The organism is Bradyrhizobium sp. Arg816 (genome assembly GCF_029989365.1).
GTDB lineage: Bacteria > Pseudomonadota > Alphaproteobacteria > Rhizobiales > Xanthobacteraceae > Bradyrhizobium.
This window is the reverse complement of the sequence record NZ_JAPRAQ010000026.1, coordinates 69299-85738: the sequence shown is the minus strand read 5'-3', so window position 1 is coordinate 85738 and position 16440 is coordinate 69299. Positions and strand designations below refer to the sequence as shown.

Below are 16440 nucleotides of genomic sequence, written 5' to 3'. Positions count from 1 at the left end.
CATCCGCGCCGGCGCAGACTTGCCGCATGATGTTTCGGCACTATGGTGGCTCCCGAATCTGCCCCGGAGCCCTTAAATGCCCTTTCCGCAAGCCTCGGAAGCCCTGTCGCGCTTCACCGTGCTCGATCTGACCCGTGTCCGGTCCGGGCCCACCTGCGTGCGGCAGCTTGCGGACTGGGGCGCCAATGTCGTCAAGATTGACGCGCTGACCGAGGATTCCGGCGGCGAGCAGCCGGGCGGGCCGCGGCGGGGTTCCGACTTCCAGAATTTGCATCGCAACAAGCGGGCGATGACGCTGAACCTGAAGGACGAGCGCGGGCTCGCCGTGTTCAAGCGCCTCGCCGCCAAGGCCGATGTCGTGGTCGAGAATTTCCGTCCCGACGTGAAGAATAAGCTCGGCATCGACTATGAGAGTCTGCGCGAGATCAATCCGCGCATCGTCTATGGCAGCATCTCTGGCTTCGGCCAGGACGGGCCCTATCACAAACGCCCCGGCTTCGATCAGATCGCGCAGGGCATGGGCGGACTGATGTCGATCACCGGCGCGCCGGGCGAAGGACCGATGCGGGTCGGCATTCCCGTCGCCGACCTCACGGCCGGCCTGTTCTGCGCCATGGGCATCCTCACCGCGCTGCTCGAGCGCGAGGTGTCCGGCGAGGGACAATGGGTGCAGACCTCGCTGCTGCAGGCCCAAATCTTCATGCTCGACTTTCAGGCCGCGCGCTGGCTGATGGAGAAGGAAGTCGCCAAGCAGGCCGGCAACAACCACCCGACCAGCATCCCGACCGGCGTGTTCAAGACTTCGGACGGCTACATCAACATCGCCACCACGGGCGGACGGATCTGGGAGCGTTGCGCGCAGGCGATCGGCGCCCCCGAGCTCTTTAGCCATCCCGACTATGCGACCGCGCCCTCACGCTCCAAGAACCGGGACGCGCTCAACGCCGAGCTTGAGAAGCGCACCGTGACCAAGTCGACCGAGACCTGGGTCAGGGAGCTCAACGACGCCGGCGTGCCCTGCGGGCCGATCTACGCCATCGACCAGATGTTCGAGGACGCGCAGGTCAAACATCTCGGCATCGCGCAGGATGTGCCGAACGGCGAGAACCGCGCAATCCGCCTGGTCGGGCAGCCCGTCACGCTGTCGCGCACGCCGAGCAAGATGGTGGCGCGGCCCCCGGAGTTTGGGGAGCAGACGGACGATGTGCTGAAGGAGTTCGGGTTCGAGGTTGATGAAATCGCCGTATTAAAGCGAGCCAAAGTGGTGTAGGTCCCGAATCTGGTCCTAGCCAGGAGAGTGGGGGCCAACGGGTGAGTGGCTAGACGGCGCGCGTCGTTGATTGCCCGGTGGCGGCAGGCGGGAATCAACGTCCCCAACCAAACTAACTGCACGGGGCCAAAGGCTCGGGTTGATGCGAGATCCATTGGGCCGTCTCCAACCGCAAAACCCCTTTAACGGCAGTAGAAAATCTTCGCACTACAGGCTGAATTCGAGGTTGAAGCAGCGCTTCTTCGATCAACACGTCACGCTCGCAGCCTAACGCGCGGACTCCCAGTTGCTCCCTCCTGTATCATGCCTCAAGCTGAGCGCTGGCCACGTGCGCGATTGCAAAACCGCCAATCCCCTTCACCAACTTCCTGCTTCTGACCCGTTCAACTTAGGCGTGGTCGGATCACCTAGAAAACACCGCAGGGACCCTCATGTTAAGAAGACAAGTGGTGAGAGCTCTTTCAATGTTGCGCTGCTGAAAGAGGAAATTTGTCGGGCCTCCGATAGTCCGCCGCCAGTCGCCATCCGGAGATGTCGCTTGCTGTGCCGCAAGCATCACAACGCAGCTCCTCCTCGCTTACCGACCATCGTCGTTTCGCAAAAGCACCGTCTGATGCGCGCTCAAGACAGTTCGGACACACGAGGGGCATGGACCGAACTTTCCACTGATCTCGGAACTTGAACAAAGCTCCAAAAAATAAAAGGCGAAGGCGCTCTACTCGCATGATCTTCTCAAACCACAGGATCTAGGTGTCTTAAACAGTGCGCAATTGGGCACAAAAGTGACATGTTAACAAGTCGGCACTGCATTGTCTGCCGCGGAACAGCAGCATGCCTACAGGGCTTGCCGGCCTTCTCGCAATGGCGGAACAAAATGGGACGATCGACAATTGCAGATAAACGAAGGGCCGGCACGGAGTTCCCGTGCGGGAGCTTGCGGATTTTAGCCTTCCCGTCGCCGACCCGCGGCCGGCCTTTCTTTAACATGGTATCCTCACCGGCCTGCTCGAGCGCGAGGTCCCGGGCAAGTGCCAGTGCCTGCAGACCTCGCTGCTCCAAGCCCAGATCTTCATGCTCGACTTTCAATCCGCCTGGTCGGGCAGCCCCGTCACGCTGTCGCGTACGCCGAGCAAGACGGTGGCGCGGCCGCCGCTTCGCGCCTGACGAAACTTCCGAACTGAGACGAGCGAAGGTCGTTTGACGTCGTGCAGCGCTAACGCGCACGGCCCGCTAGGGCCTGCGCACGGCTTGGGGATCGTCTCGCGGGCCTGCCTGAAGCGATCTGCCAACGCGATCTCGGACCGAAGAATATCAAGCTCCAGGGGAGCAGAACCGCGGGTCATCGTTGTTGTCCAGCTCAAATCGTACCTGGCGGTCTGCTCCGGCGCGCATCTGAGGCGGTGCCGAGCCCATGCCTGCATCACCCGGATTCCCGAGCTGCCGCGCTAGGCCGCCTTCTCGCCTGATCTGCGAACCGGCCTTCCTGCCAGCAATGATCCGTTGATTTATATCGCTCTACGATATATTTCCGGCGCCGGCCGATGTGATCGGCGCCGCTTCATCATCCTCACAATCGCGTTATCCCGATCGGACAAGATGCCCCGCCCCATCCCCGCCAATTCCCTGCCGCGCCTCGGCGACTTCACGACAGACCGGCGCGTTCTCATGCTGGTCGCCATGGCGGTCTTTGTCGGCGCGGGTGGCGCCGGTACGGCATGGCTGTTGCTGCGCGCCATCGCGCTCGTCACAAATGCCGTGTGGCTGCACACGCTGAGCACGCAGACCCTCCCGACAGCCAATTTGAAACCCGACGCCTGGATGGTTGCGGCCCCGGCCTTTGGCGGCCTCGTCATCGGCCTGATGGCGCGCTTCGGTTCCGACAAAATTCGCGGCCACGGTATTCCCGAGGCGATCGAGGCGATTCTGATCGGCGGCAGCCGTTTGCAATCGAAAGTCGCCGTCCTCAAGCCCCTATCGTCGGCGATATCGATCGGCACCGGCGGGCCATTCGGTGCAGAGGGTCCGATCATCATGACCGGCGGTGCGGTCGGCTCTCTCTTCGCGCAATGCTTCCACCTCAGCGCGGCCGAACGCAAGGCGTTGCTGGTGGCCGGTGCCGCGGCAGGCATGACGGCCATCTTCGGAACACCGATCGCGGCCGTCATGCTCGCCGTCGAGCTTCTCCTGTTCGAGCTGAAGCCGCGCAGCCTGATCCCCGTGATCGCCGCCTGCGTGGTCTCGTCGTCGCTGCGGCCCTGGCTGATCGGCAGCGGCGCATTGTTTCCGTTCGCCGGCGGTGGGGGCCGCTTGCCTGCGTCGGCGTCGGCGTGGTCGCGGGATTGCAATCGGGATTGCTGACCACGCTGCTGTACAAGGTCGAGGTTTTTTTCAGTCACCTGCCGATCCACTGGATGTGGTGGCCGGCGATCGGCGGACTGTTCGTCGGCGCCGGCGGCTTGATCGAACCGCGGGCCCTCGGTGTCGGCTACGACATCATCGGCGACCTGCTCAACGACAACGTTGTGGTATCAGTCGCGGTGCTGATCCTGCTGGTAAAGTCCGCGATCTGGATCGTCGCTCTCGCGTCGGGCACATCCGGGGGCGTCCTCGCGCCGCTTCTCGTTTTCGGCGGCTGCGTCGGCTGGCTCGAAGGACAATTGCTGCCGGGGCCGCATGGGGCATGCGCGCTCGCCGGCATGGCCGCGATGATGGGCGGCACCATGCGCTCGCCGTTGACCGGTATCCTGTTCGCCGTTGAACTGACTGGCGACTTTCCGCTGCTCGGATCGCTTCTGATTGCCACGAGCGCCTCCTATGCGCTCACCGTGCTGCTGCTCAGGCGCTCGATCCTCACGGAGAAGATCGCGCGGCGCGGCCAGCATGTGGTGCGCGAATACGGTATCGATCCCTTCGAACTGCTGCGCGTCAACGAAGTGATGGTGACGGACGTCGATACGCTGCCCGGAACGATGACGGTCGGCGAAGCGATGTCGTTCTTCTCCGGGGACGAGCGGCGTCACAAGTCCTACCCGCTGATCGATGCAGGCGGTCAGGTCTCGGGTCTCGTGGGCCGCGCGGACGTCTTGCGCTGGCGCGCGGAAAGCGCCGACGGTCGCGACACCTTGTTCGACTGCGCATCGGATCGCTCGCTCACACTCGGCTATCCCGACGAACCGGTGTCACATCTTGCGGATCGGATGGTTCTGGCCGACGTCGGGCGCGTGCCGATCGTCGAACGCGCGACCGGGCATCTCGTCGGCCTGGTTGCCCGCAAGGATATCCTGCGCATTCGAGCCACCGCAAGGTCCGTCGAGAAGCAGCGCTCGGCCTTCATCGGCCTTGGCGCCGCAGCCCGTCAGAAAAGGTAACCGCCCTTAACGAAGCGCGGCTTTAGACAGCGGATGCGCCTCGCCGACGATGTCATACAACTCTCTTTGCTAGTTCGTATCATGCGATAGCTATCCAGCGAGGAAGAAGGAGCCATAAAACGCTGTATAGCAGACCCAAGCGAGCCGTATTCCCTGCCAAAGGCTCGTCCTAGCAAGAGAAAGAGCCGTTCCAAAAGCAATTACAGCGAGAGCTTGTTGCATGCGCTAATCATTCGTGAGTTGCCCATACCGGACGCTGCAGAAATACTGACCCGGCTATGGATCCCCTGTTGCTAATTGTCGGCGTTGTGGCCATTTTGGCAGTTGGCGCCACGTTCGCGGTGATTACCTATTTCGATGTTAGAGCTGAGCGCAGGCGCCAACGGTAAGGCCGCCTCTGTTCATTCGGTTTTTGGCGGTTCAATGGTCGCATGATTCCGATACGGGCAAACATTGTCGGGCTGCCGCCTTCCGCCGCCAGGATCAGTGCTGCATCGCGGCTTGCCATTCCGGCGCGGAGTGCTCTTTCTTCGGCAGCGTGGCGATGTACTCGCCGGCGTCGATCAGCGTCACCAGTACGCGATCACCGATCCTGGTCGGATCCTCGAACGGCCGACGCCATCCTCGTTCCTTCACACCGCCCCCGGTTACCAATAGCCCATGCCACCGATAGGCCCTTTGGCGTTCCAGTTGAAGTCCGGTCGTACGTCTGCGCCACGCCAACTCCGGCTGGCGAGTTTTTATCGCTGACGCGGAACCCCGCCGAAGGCCCGTCAGTTTTATTGAACGGGCGATTCCTTTGCTGAGAGGCGGTGCGTCATGGACTGTCTCAGGTTTGTCATACCGGCCACTATTGGCATGCTGGCGGGTTTGTTCTTCCTGGGCCACAGTAACATTGATCGGCGGAGACGGTGACGCAATTACCTCGGGTCCGCATATGAGTATAGAGGACCCGTCCGTTCGCGCTGGGGCGCTTTTTTGCACGCCCGGCAAACTCCCCGTTGACGCGGCCGAGAAGGCTGTCACATTACTTTGACAGGCGGGTGCCAGTTTGGCGGGCGCTGGGATTTCAGAGCCCAGACCGGAATACGCGGCGAATGCTGCCGAGCGAATATATTCCGCTTGTGCAGCGTTCAGTATCCTCTCAATTTCGGGAGTTCGGCGTGTTTGATGCTGAAATAACTGCGCTGCTCAGGGCGGTGCTCGAGGAAGTTTGCGAAAATATTCCTGTAAGCGAGACGGGCGCCAGAGCGGACGTTGCCTCGAAGCTGCTGGATGCCGCAGCACACGGACAGCTCTCAACCGACGCGTTGAAAGCGGCGGGCCGCAAGGCCCTCGACCCACCAACGATGTGGCCCTGATTATCCGCTCATCACTCGATCACATCGTATTCGAATGCGACGCCGGTGCGTTTAGGTCAATGTTGCTTTCTTTTCGCATGCAATTAAGCGCGATATGGAATACCAAAGGTTGCATAAGCAGGGGACGCTTATGGATTGGGCGGAACGAACTTATCTGTTCAGCTTTGTCGTGCTGTCGATCTACAACGCTTTGGGGGTGGTATGGATGATTTTATCGCTGTGAGCCGTGCTACGCGGGGCCTTAGCACGCATCGTGCGGTTAGGTCTTGGTGCGTGTCGTTCGGTTGGATTGCGCTACTCGCGATTGTTGCCTACGCGATCGCTAACCTTCCCTGGTAAGGCACCAAGCAACTCCGCTCAACACAACGGCCTTTTCTTTATGCTCAGCGTAGCCACCAGCACCGCTGCCAATAAAACCCAGCCGACGATATGAACGATAGTCATAGAACCGTACCCTCAAGACTATCAGGGTAGTGCCTTGGCCCCGAGAAAGGTTCAAAATCTTCGTGTCATCGCTGGCGCGTGCGGTCGCTAGTTCGTGACTGGAATCAGGGGCTTGAACGCTGGTCGGTGGAGTGGAAGCCTCCTGGCGGAAGATCGATCTGAGCGTCTATGGCGGGCTCGCCGCCGTTCTTGCCTCCCAGGACGATCGATAGCTGGCGGGCCCGTTCTCCATAGTGGCGCGCTTTGTTCTCACATATCTTTGGCGCTGGCCTGTGTCCGGCGACAGTGGCCTAGTTTGAAATGACAAATAACCGTATGATACGCAGGAGATCTTCTGCGCTGGTTGCTGCAACGCGGGTTCGGCCGCTGCCTCGATCCGCCTCGCCCAGAAGAGCGGCAGACTGCCAGCTTATGGTCGAGCCGCCCAAACCGTTTGACCAGGACTCCCAGAACTTGCACCGCAACAAGCGGGTGATGACGCTGACCTGAAGGACGAACGCGAGCTCGCCGTGTTCAAGCGTCTCGCGGCCAAGGCGGACGTGGTGGTCGAGAATTTCCGGCCCGACGTCTAGAAGAAGCTCGGCATACGATCAATCCGGGCATCGTCTATGGCAGCATCTCCGGCTTCGGCTAGGACGGCCCCTATCACAAGCGGCCGGGCTTCGATCAGACCGCGCAGGGCATCGAATGACTAAGGGAGGCGGGCGTCGTCTGAGTCCGCTCACGACAGGGGCAGTCTCGCATTGGGTAGAACGTTGGATGCCTGTCCGTTCGGGGCCGCCGGCCCCGACCGGATAAGCCTGATTGACCCTCCATCCCGGTTTTCACGAAAAAAGAGTCTCCGTTCCGGCCGTTCCTAGTTGTTCATGCAAGGCTGCTTTAACCACAAGTGCTCTAGATTTCAACCCATCAAAGCGGAATGAACCCCAATGGCGATCGATTCCCGGACGGTTAGCTACAGCATCATTGTCCCGGTCTTCAATGAGGAGGCCGTTCTCCCGATATTGCTGCGCCGGCTCGACCTGCTGCTGACCCGGCTCAACGGCGCGGCGGAGGTCATTATCGTCGACGATGGCAGCAGCGATTCCGGCACCATCGTGCTGGAAGCACTCGTCAAACGCGATCCGCGCTATCGCTTGATCGGCCTGTCGCGCAATTTCGGCCACCAAGTCGCTATTACCGCCGGCATGGACGCGGCGCAGGGCCAAGCGATTGTGGTTATGGATGCCGATCTGCAGGACCCACCTGAGGTCGTGGAGCAACTCATCGCCAAATGGGAAGAAGGTTACGAAGTCGTCTATGCGCGGCGCCTGTCGCGCGCTGGTGAAAGCCGGTTTAAGCGCTCGACGGCCCATCTGTTCTACCGGATACTCGGGCGCATGACCTCGGTTCGGATTCCGGCCGACGTCGGTGACTTCCGCCTGATCGATCGCAAGGTGCTCGACGCGCTGCGCCAGATGCCGGAGCGGGACCGCTTCGTGCGCGGCATGATCGCCTGGCTCGGCTTCCGGCAGACTGAAGTGACCTTCCATCGCCTTGAGCGCGCGGCCGGCGAGACAAAATATCCTCTGCTCAAGATGACCCGTCTTGCGTTGGCTGCAGCGCTCGGCTTTTCCGATGTGCCCTTACGCCTGGCAATCTGGTGTGGGCTCGCGGTGTCGTGCCTGGCCCTCCTCTACGGCGGCTGGGTGCTAGTGCTGTGGATGAGCAAGGACAGCCACCTGGTTGCCGGCTGGTCCTCGACCATGGTCGTCATATCGCTCCTATGCGGACTTAACATGCTCATGACGGGCATCGTCGGCCTCTACATCGGCCGAATTCATGCCGAGGTGAAACACCGTCCACTCTACGTCGTGCAGAAGCGGTTGGGCTTCGATCGCGCCCAGGCTGCGCCGGCGAGCGCCGCAGCTCACGCCATGCACGAATAGTGAGCCACATGAGCGAGCTCTTCGACCAGTACCGCAGCAATTACCGGGACGTCGTCCAATCATCGATCGACTTCTCGGGCCTGCCCCACAGCTTCTTCATGCGCTCCAAAGCCGACCTCCTGCGCGACCTGATGGCGCGGCGTCTCGGATCGGCGAGACCCGCGATGCTCGACGTCGGTTGCGGCGTCGGCAGCTTTCATCCGTTGCTGCGCGGCATGGTCGGCAGCCTGACCGGCATCGATGTTTCATCGGAGAGTATCGAGCAGGCGCGCGCCGACAATCCCGGCAGCGAGTACCGCGCCTTCGACGGCAGGAGCTTTCCCTTCGACGACGACAGTTTCGATATCGTGACTGCGATTTGCGTGCTGCACCACGTCGCGCCTGCCCAATGGACCAACTTCATCAATGAGATGCGGCGCGTGGCGCGCCCGGGGGGCCTTATCTGCATCATCGAGCACAATCCCCTCAATCCGCTTACCCGCCTTGCCGTTGCGCGCTGCGAATTCGATCGCGACGCCGTGTTGCTCAGCGCTCGCAAGGCTCGGAGATTGATGGCGGCTAGCGGTTTGCAGAAGATCGGCGCGCATCATTTCCTACTGTTGCCCTGGGAGGCAGAGCCGGCACGCCGCGTCGAGGGCGCCTTGAGGCGTATTCCGCTCGGCGCCCAATACGCCGCCTTTGGTACCGCCTGAACTATTTCTACAACACATCCAACCGCCGATGGGCGACCGCCACATTGTCGCTGAAGATGCATTGCCAGTCCGGCAGGCAGTGGAGCAGCGTGACCCCCGGCGTGTCCAGCTCAAGCAGTGTCGCATCAAGCTTGTATTCGTCGAGCAGCTTGAGAAAATCGCGCCTGATGGGGCCAAATTGACGCGCCCCAGAAGGCAATCACTACAAGAGCCAGCGCTCCAATTCCTAGTAGCAGAAGAACGGCTTCCAGCATGACGAATCAAGCTCCGTTCGCGAATGGGACATTCGTCGCGAAAGCCGGGATTGACTAAACGTCTTCCTGCACGGCACAGGGATCGGCGGCGCTCTCAGTAAGGACCTCGCCGGCTTCTGAGCTGTAATTCCAGATTTTCATAGCGAGTTCTCAGTATTTGATCCACGCAAACAGCGCGATATTGCGCGGCCGCGCCTCGGAGCCGCCGAGCCCACCGTTAACGCCACCGCTCGCGCCGGTAGTCGGCGACTGCGCGATAGCCGTAGCGCCACCAGGCGAATTGTAGAAGTGAGACGGTGCGCAACTTGGTATCGGCGCCGAAGGGTCGGTCATGAGTTGCTCGATTAAAGGTTGCGAATTAAATTGTCGCCCCGCTGGGGGAATCTAATGATCCATCGATTTGTTGCGCCCGGCTGCCGTTCGCTGTCCGTTCTCGCTCAACGCGTCTATCGGAGGATGGACCGGGAATGGAAATATTAACCTGACCTCTTCAACTTGAGCCAGACGGGGGCGAAACCAATGACGCTCGGCGCACGCTCAGGCGGCGAACCATCTCCGGGGTGACGGCCAATGATCGATAGTAATGATGACTATTCGCGAAGGTTTCAGGAACTAAGGCCATTTCTCGTAAATGACGAAGGTCTCAGATACGCGGACTTCATCAAGACGCTGACGCCCAACTATACGAGGCTCTATCTGGATATTGCGCTCGGCTACTTTGCGCTGATTGTTACTTTTGCGTTTGTCCGCGCCGTGCCCATGGAAACGGACTATGGACTGCTATTTACTGTGTTTGCCGGTGCAATCTCTATTGGCTTCTGGATCGCCTACCTGCAACTGTTCCTTCATGAAGGCGCTCACTTCAATTTCGCCCCTGATAGAGGACAGAGTGATTTTCTATGCAACATTCTGGTTGCTTGGATGATAGGCACATCTGTTCAGCAGTACCGCATCACCCATTTTCAGCATCATCGCGCGCTCGGCAAAATCGACGACAGCGAATCGACTTATTTCTCCTCGCTTAATCTGGCATTTCTGATCAAGGCCCTGTTTGGCGTCCGAGTGATGGAAGTGCTGCGGTCGCGCACCGAACTCGAAGCTAAGGCCAAGAGGGTCGATCGAGGCACGTGGGTCAGGCCCATGGGTCTCCTTGCGCACATTGCAATCGTCACGATTTCCTTCTTTTCTCGCGAGCTACTTTTTTGCGCCGCGTGGGTCCTGGGGACCGTGATGTTTTTCCCCCTCTTCGGCGCTCTTCGCCAGTTGCTGGAACATAGAGACCCCTCTGCGGATCCATGTGTCGATTACAATGAGCATGATCATGGCGCTTATACGAGGGTATTTGGACCCGGCATATTCGCTTCGGTATTCGGAGCCGCGGGATTCAATCGCCACCTACTACACCACTGGGAGCCGCAGGTTTCCTATACCAACTTGCATGAAATGGAGGCATATCTCCTCAAGACGGAGTTAGCATCGGTTATCGAGCAGCGTCGCTCCACATATTTGAAAACGTTCCTCAGTCTCTTCAGGTTCACATGACCAAAATAACGTGCCCGATTTGTGCCGATGGTTCTGTGCGTCATTTCGCGAAAGCCAACGACGTTGAGTATTTTACATCGGGCAGGCTCTTCGATTTCTACCGCTGTGACAGCTGCGATATTCTGTTCATTTACCCGATGCTGTCGGATCGGCTGAATGAAATCTATCCATCCAACTATTATTCGTTTCACGCCAATGCAGCCGATACCTTGGCACTACGCTTCAAGAAGCGTCTTGACGACAGGGCTTTCCAAGCAATCACCAAACAACTCAATGGAGAACGCCTGTCTGCATTAGATGTTGGAGGCGGAATCGGTTGGCTCCTCGACGGGCTGAAGAGAGCCGATTCCAGAATTGCTGATACAACCGTCGTAGACATTGATGCTGGAGCGGCCGATGTCGCCCGCGCCAAAGGTCACAACTTTCACCTCACGCCTATTGAAGGCTTCGAGACTGAAAAAACGTTTGACTTGATCTTGATGCTAAACCTGATCGAGCACGTTCCAGATCCGATCCAGATACTGAAAAAGGCAAAGAGCCTGCTTTCTCCTGGTGGTCTCATTTGGATTAAAACGCCCAACTACGACTCGCTAGACGCTCGTATTTTTAGATATCGTTCCTGGGGAGGATATCACACGCCTCGACATTTTGTTCTCTTCACCAAACCTAGCTTCATTCGTCACTGTGAATCCGCGGGCCTTCATGTTTTGAATTGCTCGTATACGCAAGGCGCCCCATTCTGGACCGTAAGCGCCATTAACGAATTAAAGCGCGTTGGCCTCGCAGAGGTGTCAGCTGCACGGCCATCGCTGCAGAACAGCCTTACTCCCTTTTTTCATCTGCTTTTTGCGGCGTTCGATTTTGTCAGGATGCCTTTCTCTAAGACGTCGCAGATGAATTGCATCCTCACGGCCCAATCATCCATTTCTGAGACATCATCGGCAACACTTTCGAGGGCGAAGTTGGGGTCAAACAGGATTTCTGGCGGTGCGTGATCCGGTCGCTCCAACAGGAATCAGCGCGCGGGCCGGACGGCAATCTGAATCCCGGCTCCATATGAATGCCATGGCTGAGAAGACTCCCGACGCTGCCTAAAAGAGCTGCGAGATCTGCGTGCAAGATCATCCGTTTGGCGAGAATTCTCCGACCTCTCTCAGCCATTACCCCGCGCAAAGACCTGCGCTCAGGACGTGCCGAACGACGAGGACCGCCACATTCGACTGGTCGGCCAACCCGTCACGCTGTCGCGCACGCCGAGCAAGATGGTGGCGCGGCCGCCGGAATTCGGCGAGCAGACCGACGAGATCTTGAAGGAGTTCGGCCTCAGTGCAGACGAGATCGCGACGCTCCGGAACGCCAAGGTGGTGTGAAGAACGGCCGCGTCTCGACGGCCGATCTTTCGGATCCGGATCGCCGCGGGGATTACCATCGGCCGCGCATTGACGGCTTACGCAACCATCTAGATCTTGCGCAAACCGTCGAAGCGCGTGCCGACATAGCGGCCGGCAGCATCGACGACACGACAAAGCTCGCCGCCGTCATGGTAGAGCAGCACGACCTTGGCTCCCGCCTCGAACTGTCCGGTCGGTGGGTCGCTCGGCGCGCCCTGCGAGGCATAGAAGGGCTGCGATCTCGCCACCTCGTGGGTGAACTGGTTGGGCGGCGGCGAGATCAGGCAGTCCGACGGGATCAGTGACGAATCTGGAAGCACGATCGCTTCCGGTCGCTTCATGCCCTCCATGATCCTGTATCCCTGAATTGCCGAGGAGCCTTGGTTGGCAATGAGTTAGCCTTAGGGGCCAAGGCTCTCCTCGGGCAACGTGATCGGAATCCGCGGGAGCACGATGCCTCTTGCCTTTTCAGCATGCGCGGCAACGAGCCCCGCCTCAGCCATATGGAGATGATCAGGTAGCTGATACGGCTGGGCAGCGTCCATGTTCACCTGATAGCCGAGATCCTGCAAGCTTGCGATCGTCACCCGGCTCATCGGATTACCGCCCACGTTGACGAAGCCGGTCATCAGCTCTGCGCCGAACACGGTGTCGCGCCAGTGCGAGTCCACCGTCCCCTCCCCGCCCGTGTTTTCGACGGGAACGGGCAGCGACCCCGCGGAACCACGGAGCTTGCCGTATTCGCGCATGGCGTTGGCGCCGTTGAATGTCGGATTGCTCGGGTGGGTCCTCTTCAACAATTTCTTGTTCGTCCAGATCGTCCCGATGCCGATCACGTGCCCCATCTCGTGCGTGATGACGTCGTTCAGGGTGCCGTCCGCCTCCATCGCCGCGAGGTCGGCCGTATCGAATTGCATGTCACCTGTCGCCGGCAGGAACGCAGCAGCTCCCGCATTCTGCGGGCGCAGGCGGTTCGGTCCTGCCTGACCAAGAATCCTCCCGGGACCGTCAATGTCGGTGCCCTGCGCCGTGATACGCAGGTTATTGATCCTCTCGCCACCGACAATGACATCAGGCAGATCGCCGACGATCGCGTGTGTCCAGCGGTTCGCAGCAAGCTTGAAGGCGGCCTTCTGCTTGGGCGTCAGCCCGCCCAGGAACCGAACTTCAATCGTGTAGCCTCCGGGAGCTGCAGCGGCGGCCGCGTGTGGAATCTCCTCGCCCTTCCGGGCTCGATAATGCTCAACTGCCATGATGTCCTCCAAAAAGAACAGATCAATGAAGCTCTATCTACGCTTGTATCCTGATGCTGATTAACGTCGTTGACAAGCGCGGGAAGCGTCACAGGCTCTGACCGTTTCACGATGAAATAACGAAAGCCCGGCGTCACCGCCGGGCTTTCGATTCTTCGTCACCGCGATCACGAGGACCACCGCAGATACCGAGCGCCAGATCAGGATGCGCTCGGTAGATTTTCGCCAGCTTCGCTCTCCCGATTTGAACGGCGGCAGCTTCGCTCAGGTCCTGGTCGGGCCGGCCCAACGCGACGACCCGCATCGCGTCGGCACGGAAAACGTTGCAAACACCAAAAGCCCCGGCGAGCCGGGGCTTTTGCATTTCACGTCATCGCTGAGCCCTGCGATTCTCGTTCTTACTGCAATCCGGTCGGATTGGTCGTGCTGCCGATTGGCGTGATCGTTCCGCCGGCACCGTTGTTCGTGAAGCGATTGTTCGAATGCGAGTTGACCGTGCCGGACACGCCGGTGCTGTTGAACGAAAGGTCATTGTTGGACAGTTGACCGATCCGCCGACTTGCTTGATGCCGATCGTGTTGAAGGAAATCGTCGCGGCGTCAATGTTGATGCCGCCGCCCGAGATGGCAATGCCGGCAACCGAGTTGCTTGACACGACCGAATTGCTGAGGTGAACGGCGGCGCCGGCACCCACGCCGATACCGCTGGCCGCATTGATCACCTTGACGTTGCTGAGCGTCGCCTTGATCAAGCCCGCAGCCGCGCTTGCAATCGTAAAGCCGCTGCCTCCCATATCCCGTGGTGTTCACGACGTTCAGCGCTCCAGTTTCCAATCCGCTTGGGTCAAGCGGCAGGCTTCGCCCGCCGCGGCCATCCGACGCAGCGCAGCAAGCGGTCGATCACAGGCCAAAACAACAGCACGATCGCCAAGGTTGTGATCGAGCCGACAAGGCCGTTCGACCAGAACACCTTGAGGTTGCCGCCGGCCCCGATCATCGACAGGCGGAAGGCATCCTCGGCGCGGTTGCCGAGCACGAGCGCCAGGGTGAACGGCGCGAGCGGGATGCCGATCTTCTTGAAAACGTAGCCGACGACGCCGAAACCCAGCATCAGCCAGATGTCGAACATCGCGTTCTGGATCGCATAGGCGCCGATCGCGCAGGACACCACGATCATCGGCGCCACCGCGGCGAACGGCACCCGCAGGATCGAGGCGAAGATTGGCACCGTCGTCAGCACCAGCACGAGGCCGACGACATTGCCGAGATACATCGAGGCGATCAGGCCCCAGACGAAGTCCTTGTGCTCCACGAACAGCAGCGGACCCGGATTGAGTCCCCACACCATCAACCCGCCGAGCAGGATCGCGGCCGTGCCGGAACCGGGAATGCCGAGCGCCAGCATCGGCAGCAGCGCCGAGGTGCCGGAGGCATGCGCTGCCGTCTCCGGTGCGAACACGCCCTCGATGCGGCCCTTGCCAAAGCTCTCGGGATCCTTGGCGAAGCGTTTTGCGAGGTTGTAACCCATGAAGGAGGCCGCGATCGCGCCACCCGGGGTGATGCCGAGCCAACAGCCGATGAAGGAGGAACGCACCAGCGTCACCCAGTATTTCGGCAGGTCCTTCCAGACGCTGAGCACGACGCGGAGCGAGATGCTCGCCGCGTGTCCACGCAGCGCCAGCCGCTCCTCCATCGTGAGCAGGATCTCGCTGATGCCGAACAGGCCGATGACAGCAACGAGGAAGTTGATGCCGCGCAAGAGCTCTGACGAGCCGAAGGTCATGCGCAGATTACCCGACACCGTGTCCATGCCGACGCCGGCGAGCAGAAGGCCGAGCGACATCGAGATGACCGTCTTGTGCTTAGCCTCGCGCCCCAATCCGACAAAGGAGCAGAAGGTCAGCAGATAAACCGCGAAGAACTCGGGCGGGCCGAACTTCAACGCAAAGGACGAGATCATCGGCGCGAGGAAAGTGATCAGCAGCACCGCGACCAGCGAGCCGATAAAGGAGGACGTGAACGCCGCGGTCAGCGCTTCCGCCGCCCTGCCCTGCTGCGCCATCGGATAGCCGTCGAACGTGGTCGCGACCGACCAGGCCTCGCCCGGGATGTTGAACAGGATCGAGGTGATGGCGCCGCCGAACAGCGCGCCCCAGTAGATGCAGGACAGCATCACGATCGCCGAGGTCGGATCCATCGTGAAGGTGAGCGGCAGCAGGATCGCAACGCCGTTGGGGCCGCCGAGCCCGGGCAGCACGCCGACGAAGATGCCGAGCACCAGCCCGACCATCATCAGCACGAGCGTCTTCCACGTCAGCAGGACGGCGAAGCCATGAAGCAAGAGACCGAAAGCTTCCATCGTGAGCGCCTAGTGGCCGAAGGCCGCTTCGAGCGGCCCTTTCGGCATGATGACGTCGAAGGCGATGTCGAAGGTGACGAACATGATCGCCGTGAACAGGAAGGCAGTGAGCAGCGACTTCCACAGCGCGATCTTGCCGACGAGCCGCATGAAGCCTGCGATCAGGAGAAAGCTCGCGACGTAGAGGCCGAGGAACTGCATCACCAGGCAGAACAGCAGCGTGGGCACGAACACCGCCATCACACGGCGCGCTTGCGCACGCGTGACGAAGCTTTCGGATGCCGCGCGGTGCGCCACGAAGGCCGCAATCAGGCCATAGAGGCTGCCGCCACCGAGGATGACGGAGAGATAGAACGGGAAATAGCCGGGCTCCGGCCCGGTCGAATCCCAGGAGGCGCCGGTGCGCCAATTGTCATAGCCGAGCGTTGCGGCCAACGCGAGCAACAGCAGGCAGACGAATATCTCGATCGTGCCGGAGGAGACGACGGAGGGTGAGTCGTCTTCAGGTGTGGTCGGATCGTCGACGACGATTTCAAGATCGGTTTGGGACATGAGCTGCTTTGCAAAAGCCGGGAATGA

Annotated in this window: 15 protein-coding genes and 3 pseudogenes; 9 read left to right on the top strand and 9 right to left on the bottom strand. The window is 60.3% G+C overall.

The window, feature by feature from the left end; genetic code table 11:
* Positions 1–76: 76 nt before the first annotated feature.
* Both OWC48_RS38390 and OWC48_RS38385 read left to right on the top strand, forming a co-directional pair.
* On the top strand, positions 77–1270 hold the full coding sequence (locus tag OWC48_RS38390; protein ID WP_282524644.1) for a CaiB/BaiF CoA-transferase family protein: 1194 nt from the start codon (positions 77–79) through the stop codon (positions 1268–1270).
* Positions 1271–2866: 1596 nt separating this feature from the next.
* Positions 2867–4638: pseudogene (locus OWC48_RS38385) on the top strand (chloride channel protein).
* Positions 4639–5121: 483 nt separating this feature from the next.
* Here the strand turns inward: OWC48_RS38385 and OWC48_RS46990 are convergent.
* Positions 5122–5274 (bottom strand): hypothetical protein, encoded by a 153-nt coding sequence (locus OWC48_RS46990; protein ID WP_306664658.1) that lies wholly within the window; start codon positions 5272–5274, stop codon positions 5122–5124.
* A 461-nt stretch (positions 5275–5735) separates the two neighbouring features.
* Here OWC48_RS46990 and OWC48_RS38375 point away from each other — a divergent pair, with 461 nt between their 5' ends.
* The 4 genes and pseudogenes from OWC48_RS38375 (at position 5736) to OWC48_RS38360 (ending at position 9063) form a co-directional block, all read left to right on the top strand.
* Positions 5736–5999, top strand: coding sequence for a hypothetical protein (locus OWC48_RS38375; RefSeq protein ID WP_306664657.1), 264 nt, complete (start codon positions 5736–5738; stop codon positions 5997–5999).
* A gap of 885 nt (positions 6000–6884) precedes the next feature.
* Positions 6885–7074, top strand: a pseudogene (locus OWC48_RS38370) (CoA transferase); the annotation flags it as partial.
* Between the two features lie 298 nt (positions 7075–7372).
* Complete coding sequence (locus OWC48_RS38365; RefSeq protein WP_248888709.1) at positions 7373–8371, top strand: glycosyltransferase family 2 protein; 999 nt, start codon at positions 7373–7375, stop codon at positions 8369–8371.
* 8 nt (positions 8372–8379) lie between these two features.
* Entirely contained in the window at positions 8380–9063 is a 684-nt protein-coding gene (locus OWC48_RS38360; protein ID WP_282524643.1) for a class I SAM-dependent methyltransferase, read from the top strand.
* Positions 9064–9070: 7 nt separating this feature from the next.
* Here OWC48_RS38360 and OWC48_RS38355 read toward each other — a convergent pair whose 3' ends face one another.
* Positions 9071–9262 (bottom strand): hypothetical protein, encoded by a 192-nt coding sequence (locus OWC48_RS38355; RefSeq protein ID WP_282524642.1) that lies wholly within the window; start codon positions 9260–9262, stop codon positions 9071–9073.
* 205 nt (positions 9263–9467) lie between these two features.
* Entirely contained in the window at positions 9468–9650 is a 183-nt protein-coding gene (locus OWC48_RS38350; RefSeq protein WP_282524641.1) for a hypothetical protein, read from the bottom strand.
* A 237-nt stretch (positions 9651–9887) separates the two neighbouring features.
* Here OWC48_RS38350 and OWC48_RS38345 point away from each other — a divergent pair, with 237 nt between their 5' ends.
* The 3 genes and pseudogenes from OWC48_RS38345 to OWC48_RS38335 form a co-directional block, all read left to right on the top strand.
* A complete protein-coding gene (locus OWC48_RS38345) occupies positions 9888–10859 on the top strand; it encodes a fatty acid desaturase (RefSeq protein WP_282524640.1) in 972 nt (323 codons plus the stop codon).
* Entirely contained in the window at positions 10856–11854 is a 999-nt protein-coding gene (locus OWC48_RS38340; RefSeq protein WP_282524639.1) for a bifunctional 2-polyprenyl-6-hydroxyphenol methylase/3-demethylubiquinol 3-O-methyltransferase UbiG, read from the top strand. Before OWC48_RS38345 ends, OWC48_RS38340 begins: the two co-directional genes overlap by 4 nt.
* Positions 11855–12040: 186 nt before the next feature.
* Positions 12041–12229 (top strand): annotated as a pseudogene (locus OWC48_RS38335) (CoA transferase); the annotation flags it as partial.
* Positions 12230–12318: 89 nt separating this feature from the next.
* Here OWC48_RS38335 and OWC48_RS38330 read toward each other — a convergent pair.
* From OWC48_RS38330 to OWC48_RS38305, 6 genes are all read right to left on the bottom strand, one after another.
* Positions 12319–12591, bottom strand: coding sequence for a hypothetical protein (locus tag OWC48_RS38330; protein WP_245285670.1), 273 nt, complete (start codon positions 12589–12591; stop codon positions 12319–12321).
* Positions 12592–12651: 60 nt separating this feature from the next.
* Positions 12652–13515: a leishmanolysin-related zinc metalloendopeptidase gene (locus OWC48_RS38325; protein WP_282524638.1), complete on the bottom strand. Its 864-nt coding sequence runs from the start codon at positions 13513–13515 to the stop codon at positions 12652–12654.
* 121 nt (positions 13516–13636) lie between these two features.
* Entirely contained in the window at positions 13637–13867 is a 231-nt protein-coding gene (locus tag OWC48_RS38320) for a hypothetical protein (RefSeq protein ID WP_282524637.1), read from the bottom strand.
* A gap of 6 nt (positions 13868–13873) precedes the next feature.
* Complete coding sequence (locus OWC48_RS38315) at positions 13874–14254, bottom strand: hypothetical protein (RefSeq protein ID WP_282524636.1); 381 nt, start codon at positions 14252–14254, stop codon at positions 13874–13876.
* Between the two features lie 92 nt (positions 14255–14346).
* Entirely contained in the window at positions 14347–15861 is a 1515-nt protein-coding gene (locus tag OWC48_RS38310) for a tripartite tricarboxylate transporter permease (RefSeq protein ID WP_282524635.1), read from the bottom strand.
* A gap of 9 nt (positions 15862–15870) precedes the next feature.
* Positions 15871–16413 (bottom strand): tripartite tricarboxylate transporter TctB family protein, encoded by a 543-nt coding sequence (locus tag OWC48_RS38305; RefSeq protein ID WP_282524634.1) that lies wholly within the window; start codon positions 16411–16413, stop codon positions 15871–15873.
* Positions 16414–16440: the final 27 nt, after the last annotated feature.

Coding starts and splice junctions, on each gene's coding strand:
- OWC48_RS38390 (WP_282524644.1), top strand. CDS start 77: ATGCCCTTTCCGCAAGCCTCGGAAGCCCTGTCGCGCTTCACCGTGCTC.
- OWC48_RS38375 (WP_306664657.1), top strand. CDS start 5,736: ATGCTGCCGAGCGAATATATTCCGCTTGTGCAGCGTTCAGTATCCTCT.
- OWC48_RS38365 (WP_248888709.1), top strand. CDS start 7,373: ATGGCGATCGATTCCCGGACGGTTAGCTACAGCATCATTGTCCCGGTC.
- OWC48_RS38360 (WP_282524643.1), top strand. CDS start 8,380: ATGAGCGAGCTCTTCGACCAGTACCGCAGCAATTACCGGGACGTCGTC.
- OWC48_RS38350 (WP_282524641.1), bottom strand. CDS start 9,650: ATGACCGACCCTTCGGCGCCGATACCAAGTTGCGCACCGTCTCACTTC.
- OWC48_RS38345 (WP_282524640.1), top strand. CDS start 9,888: ATGATCGATAGTAATGATGACTATTCGCGAAGGTTTCAGGAACTAAGG.
- OWC48_RS38340 (WP_282524639.1), top strand. CDS start 10,856: ATGACCAAAATAACGTGCCCGATTTGTGCCGATGGTTCTGTGCGTCAT.
- OWC48_RS38330 (WP_245285670.1), bottom strand. CDS start 12,591: ATGAAGCGACCGGAAGCGATCGTGCTTCCAGATTCGTCACTGATCCCG.
- OWC48_RS38320 (WP_282524637.1), bottom strand. CDS start 13,867: ATGCAAAAGCCCCGGCTCGCCGGGGCTTTTGGTGTTTGCAACGTTTTC.
- OWC48_RS38310 (WP_282524635.1), bottom strand. CDS start 15,861: ATGGAAGCTTTCGGTCTCTTGCTTCATGGCTTCGCCGTCCTGCTGACG.
- OWC48_RS38305 (WP_282524634.1), bottom strand. CDS start 16,413: ATGTCCCAAACCGATCTTGAAATCGTCGTCGACGATCCGACCACACCT.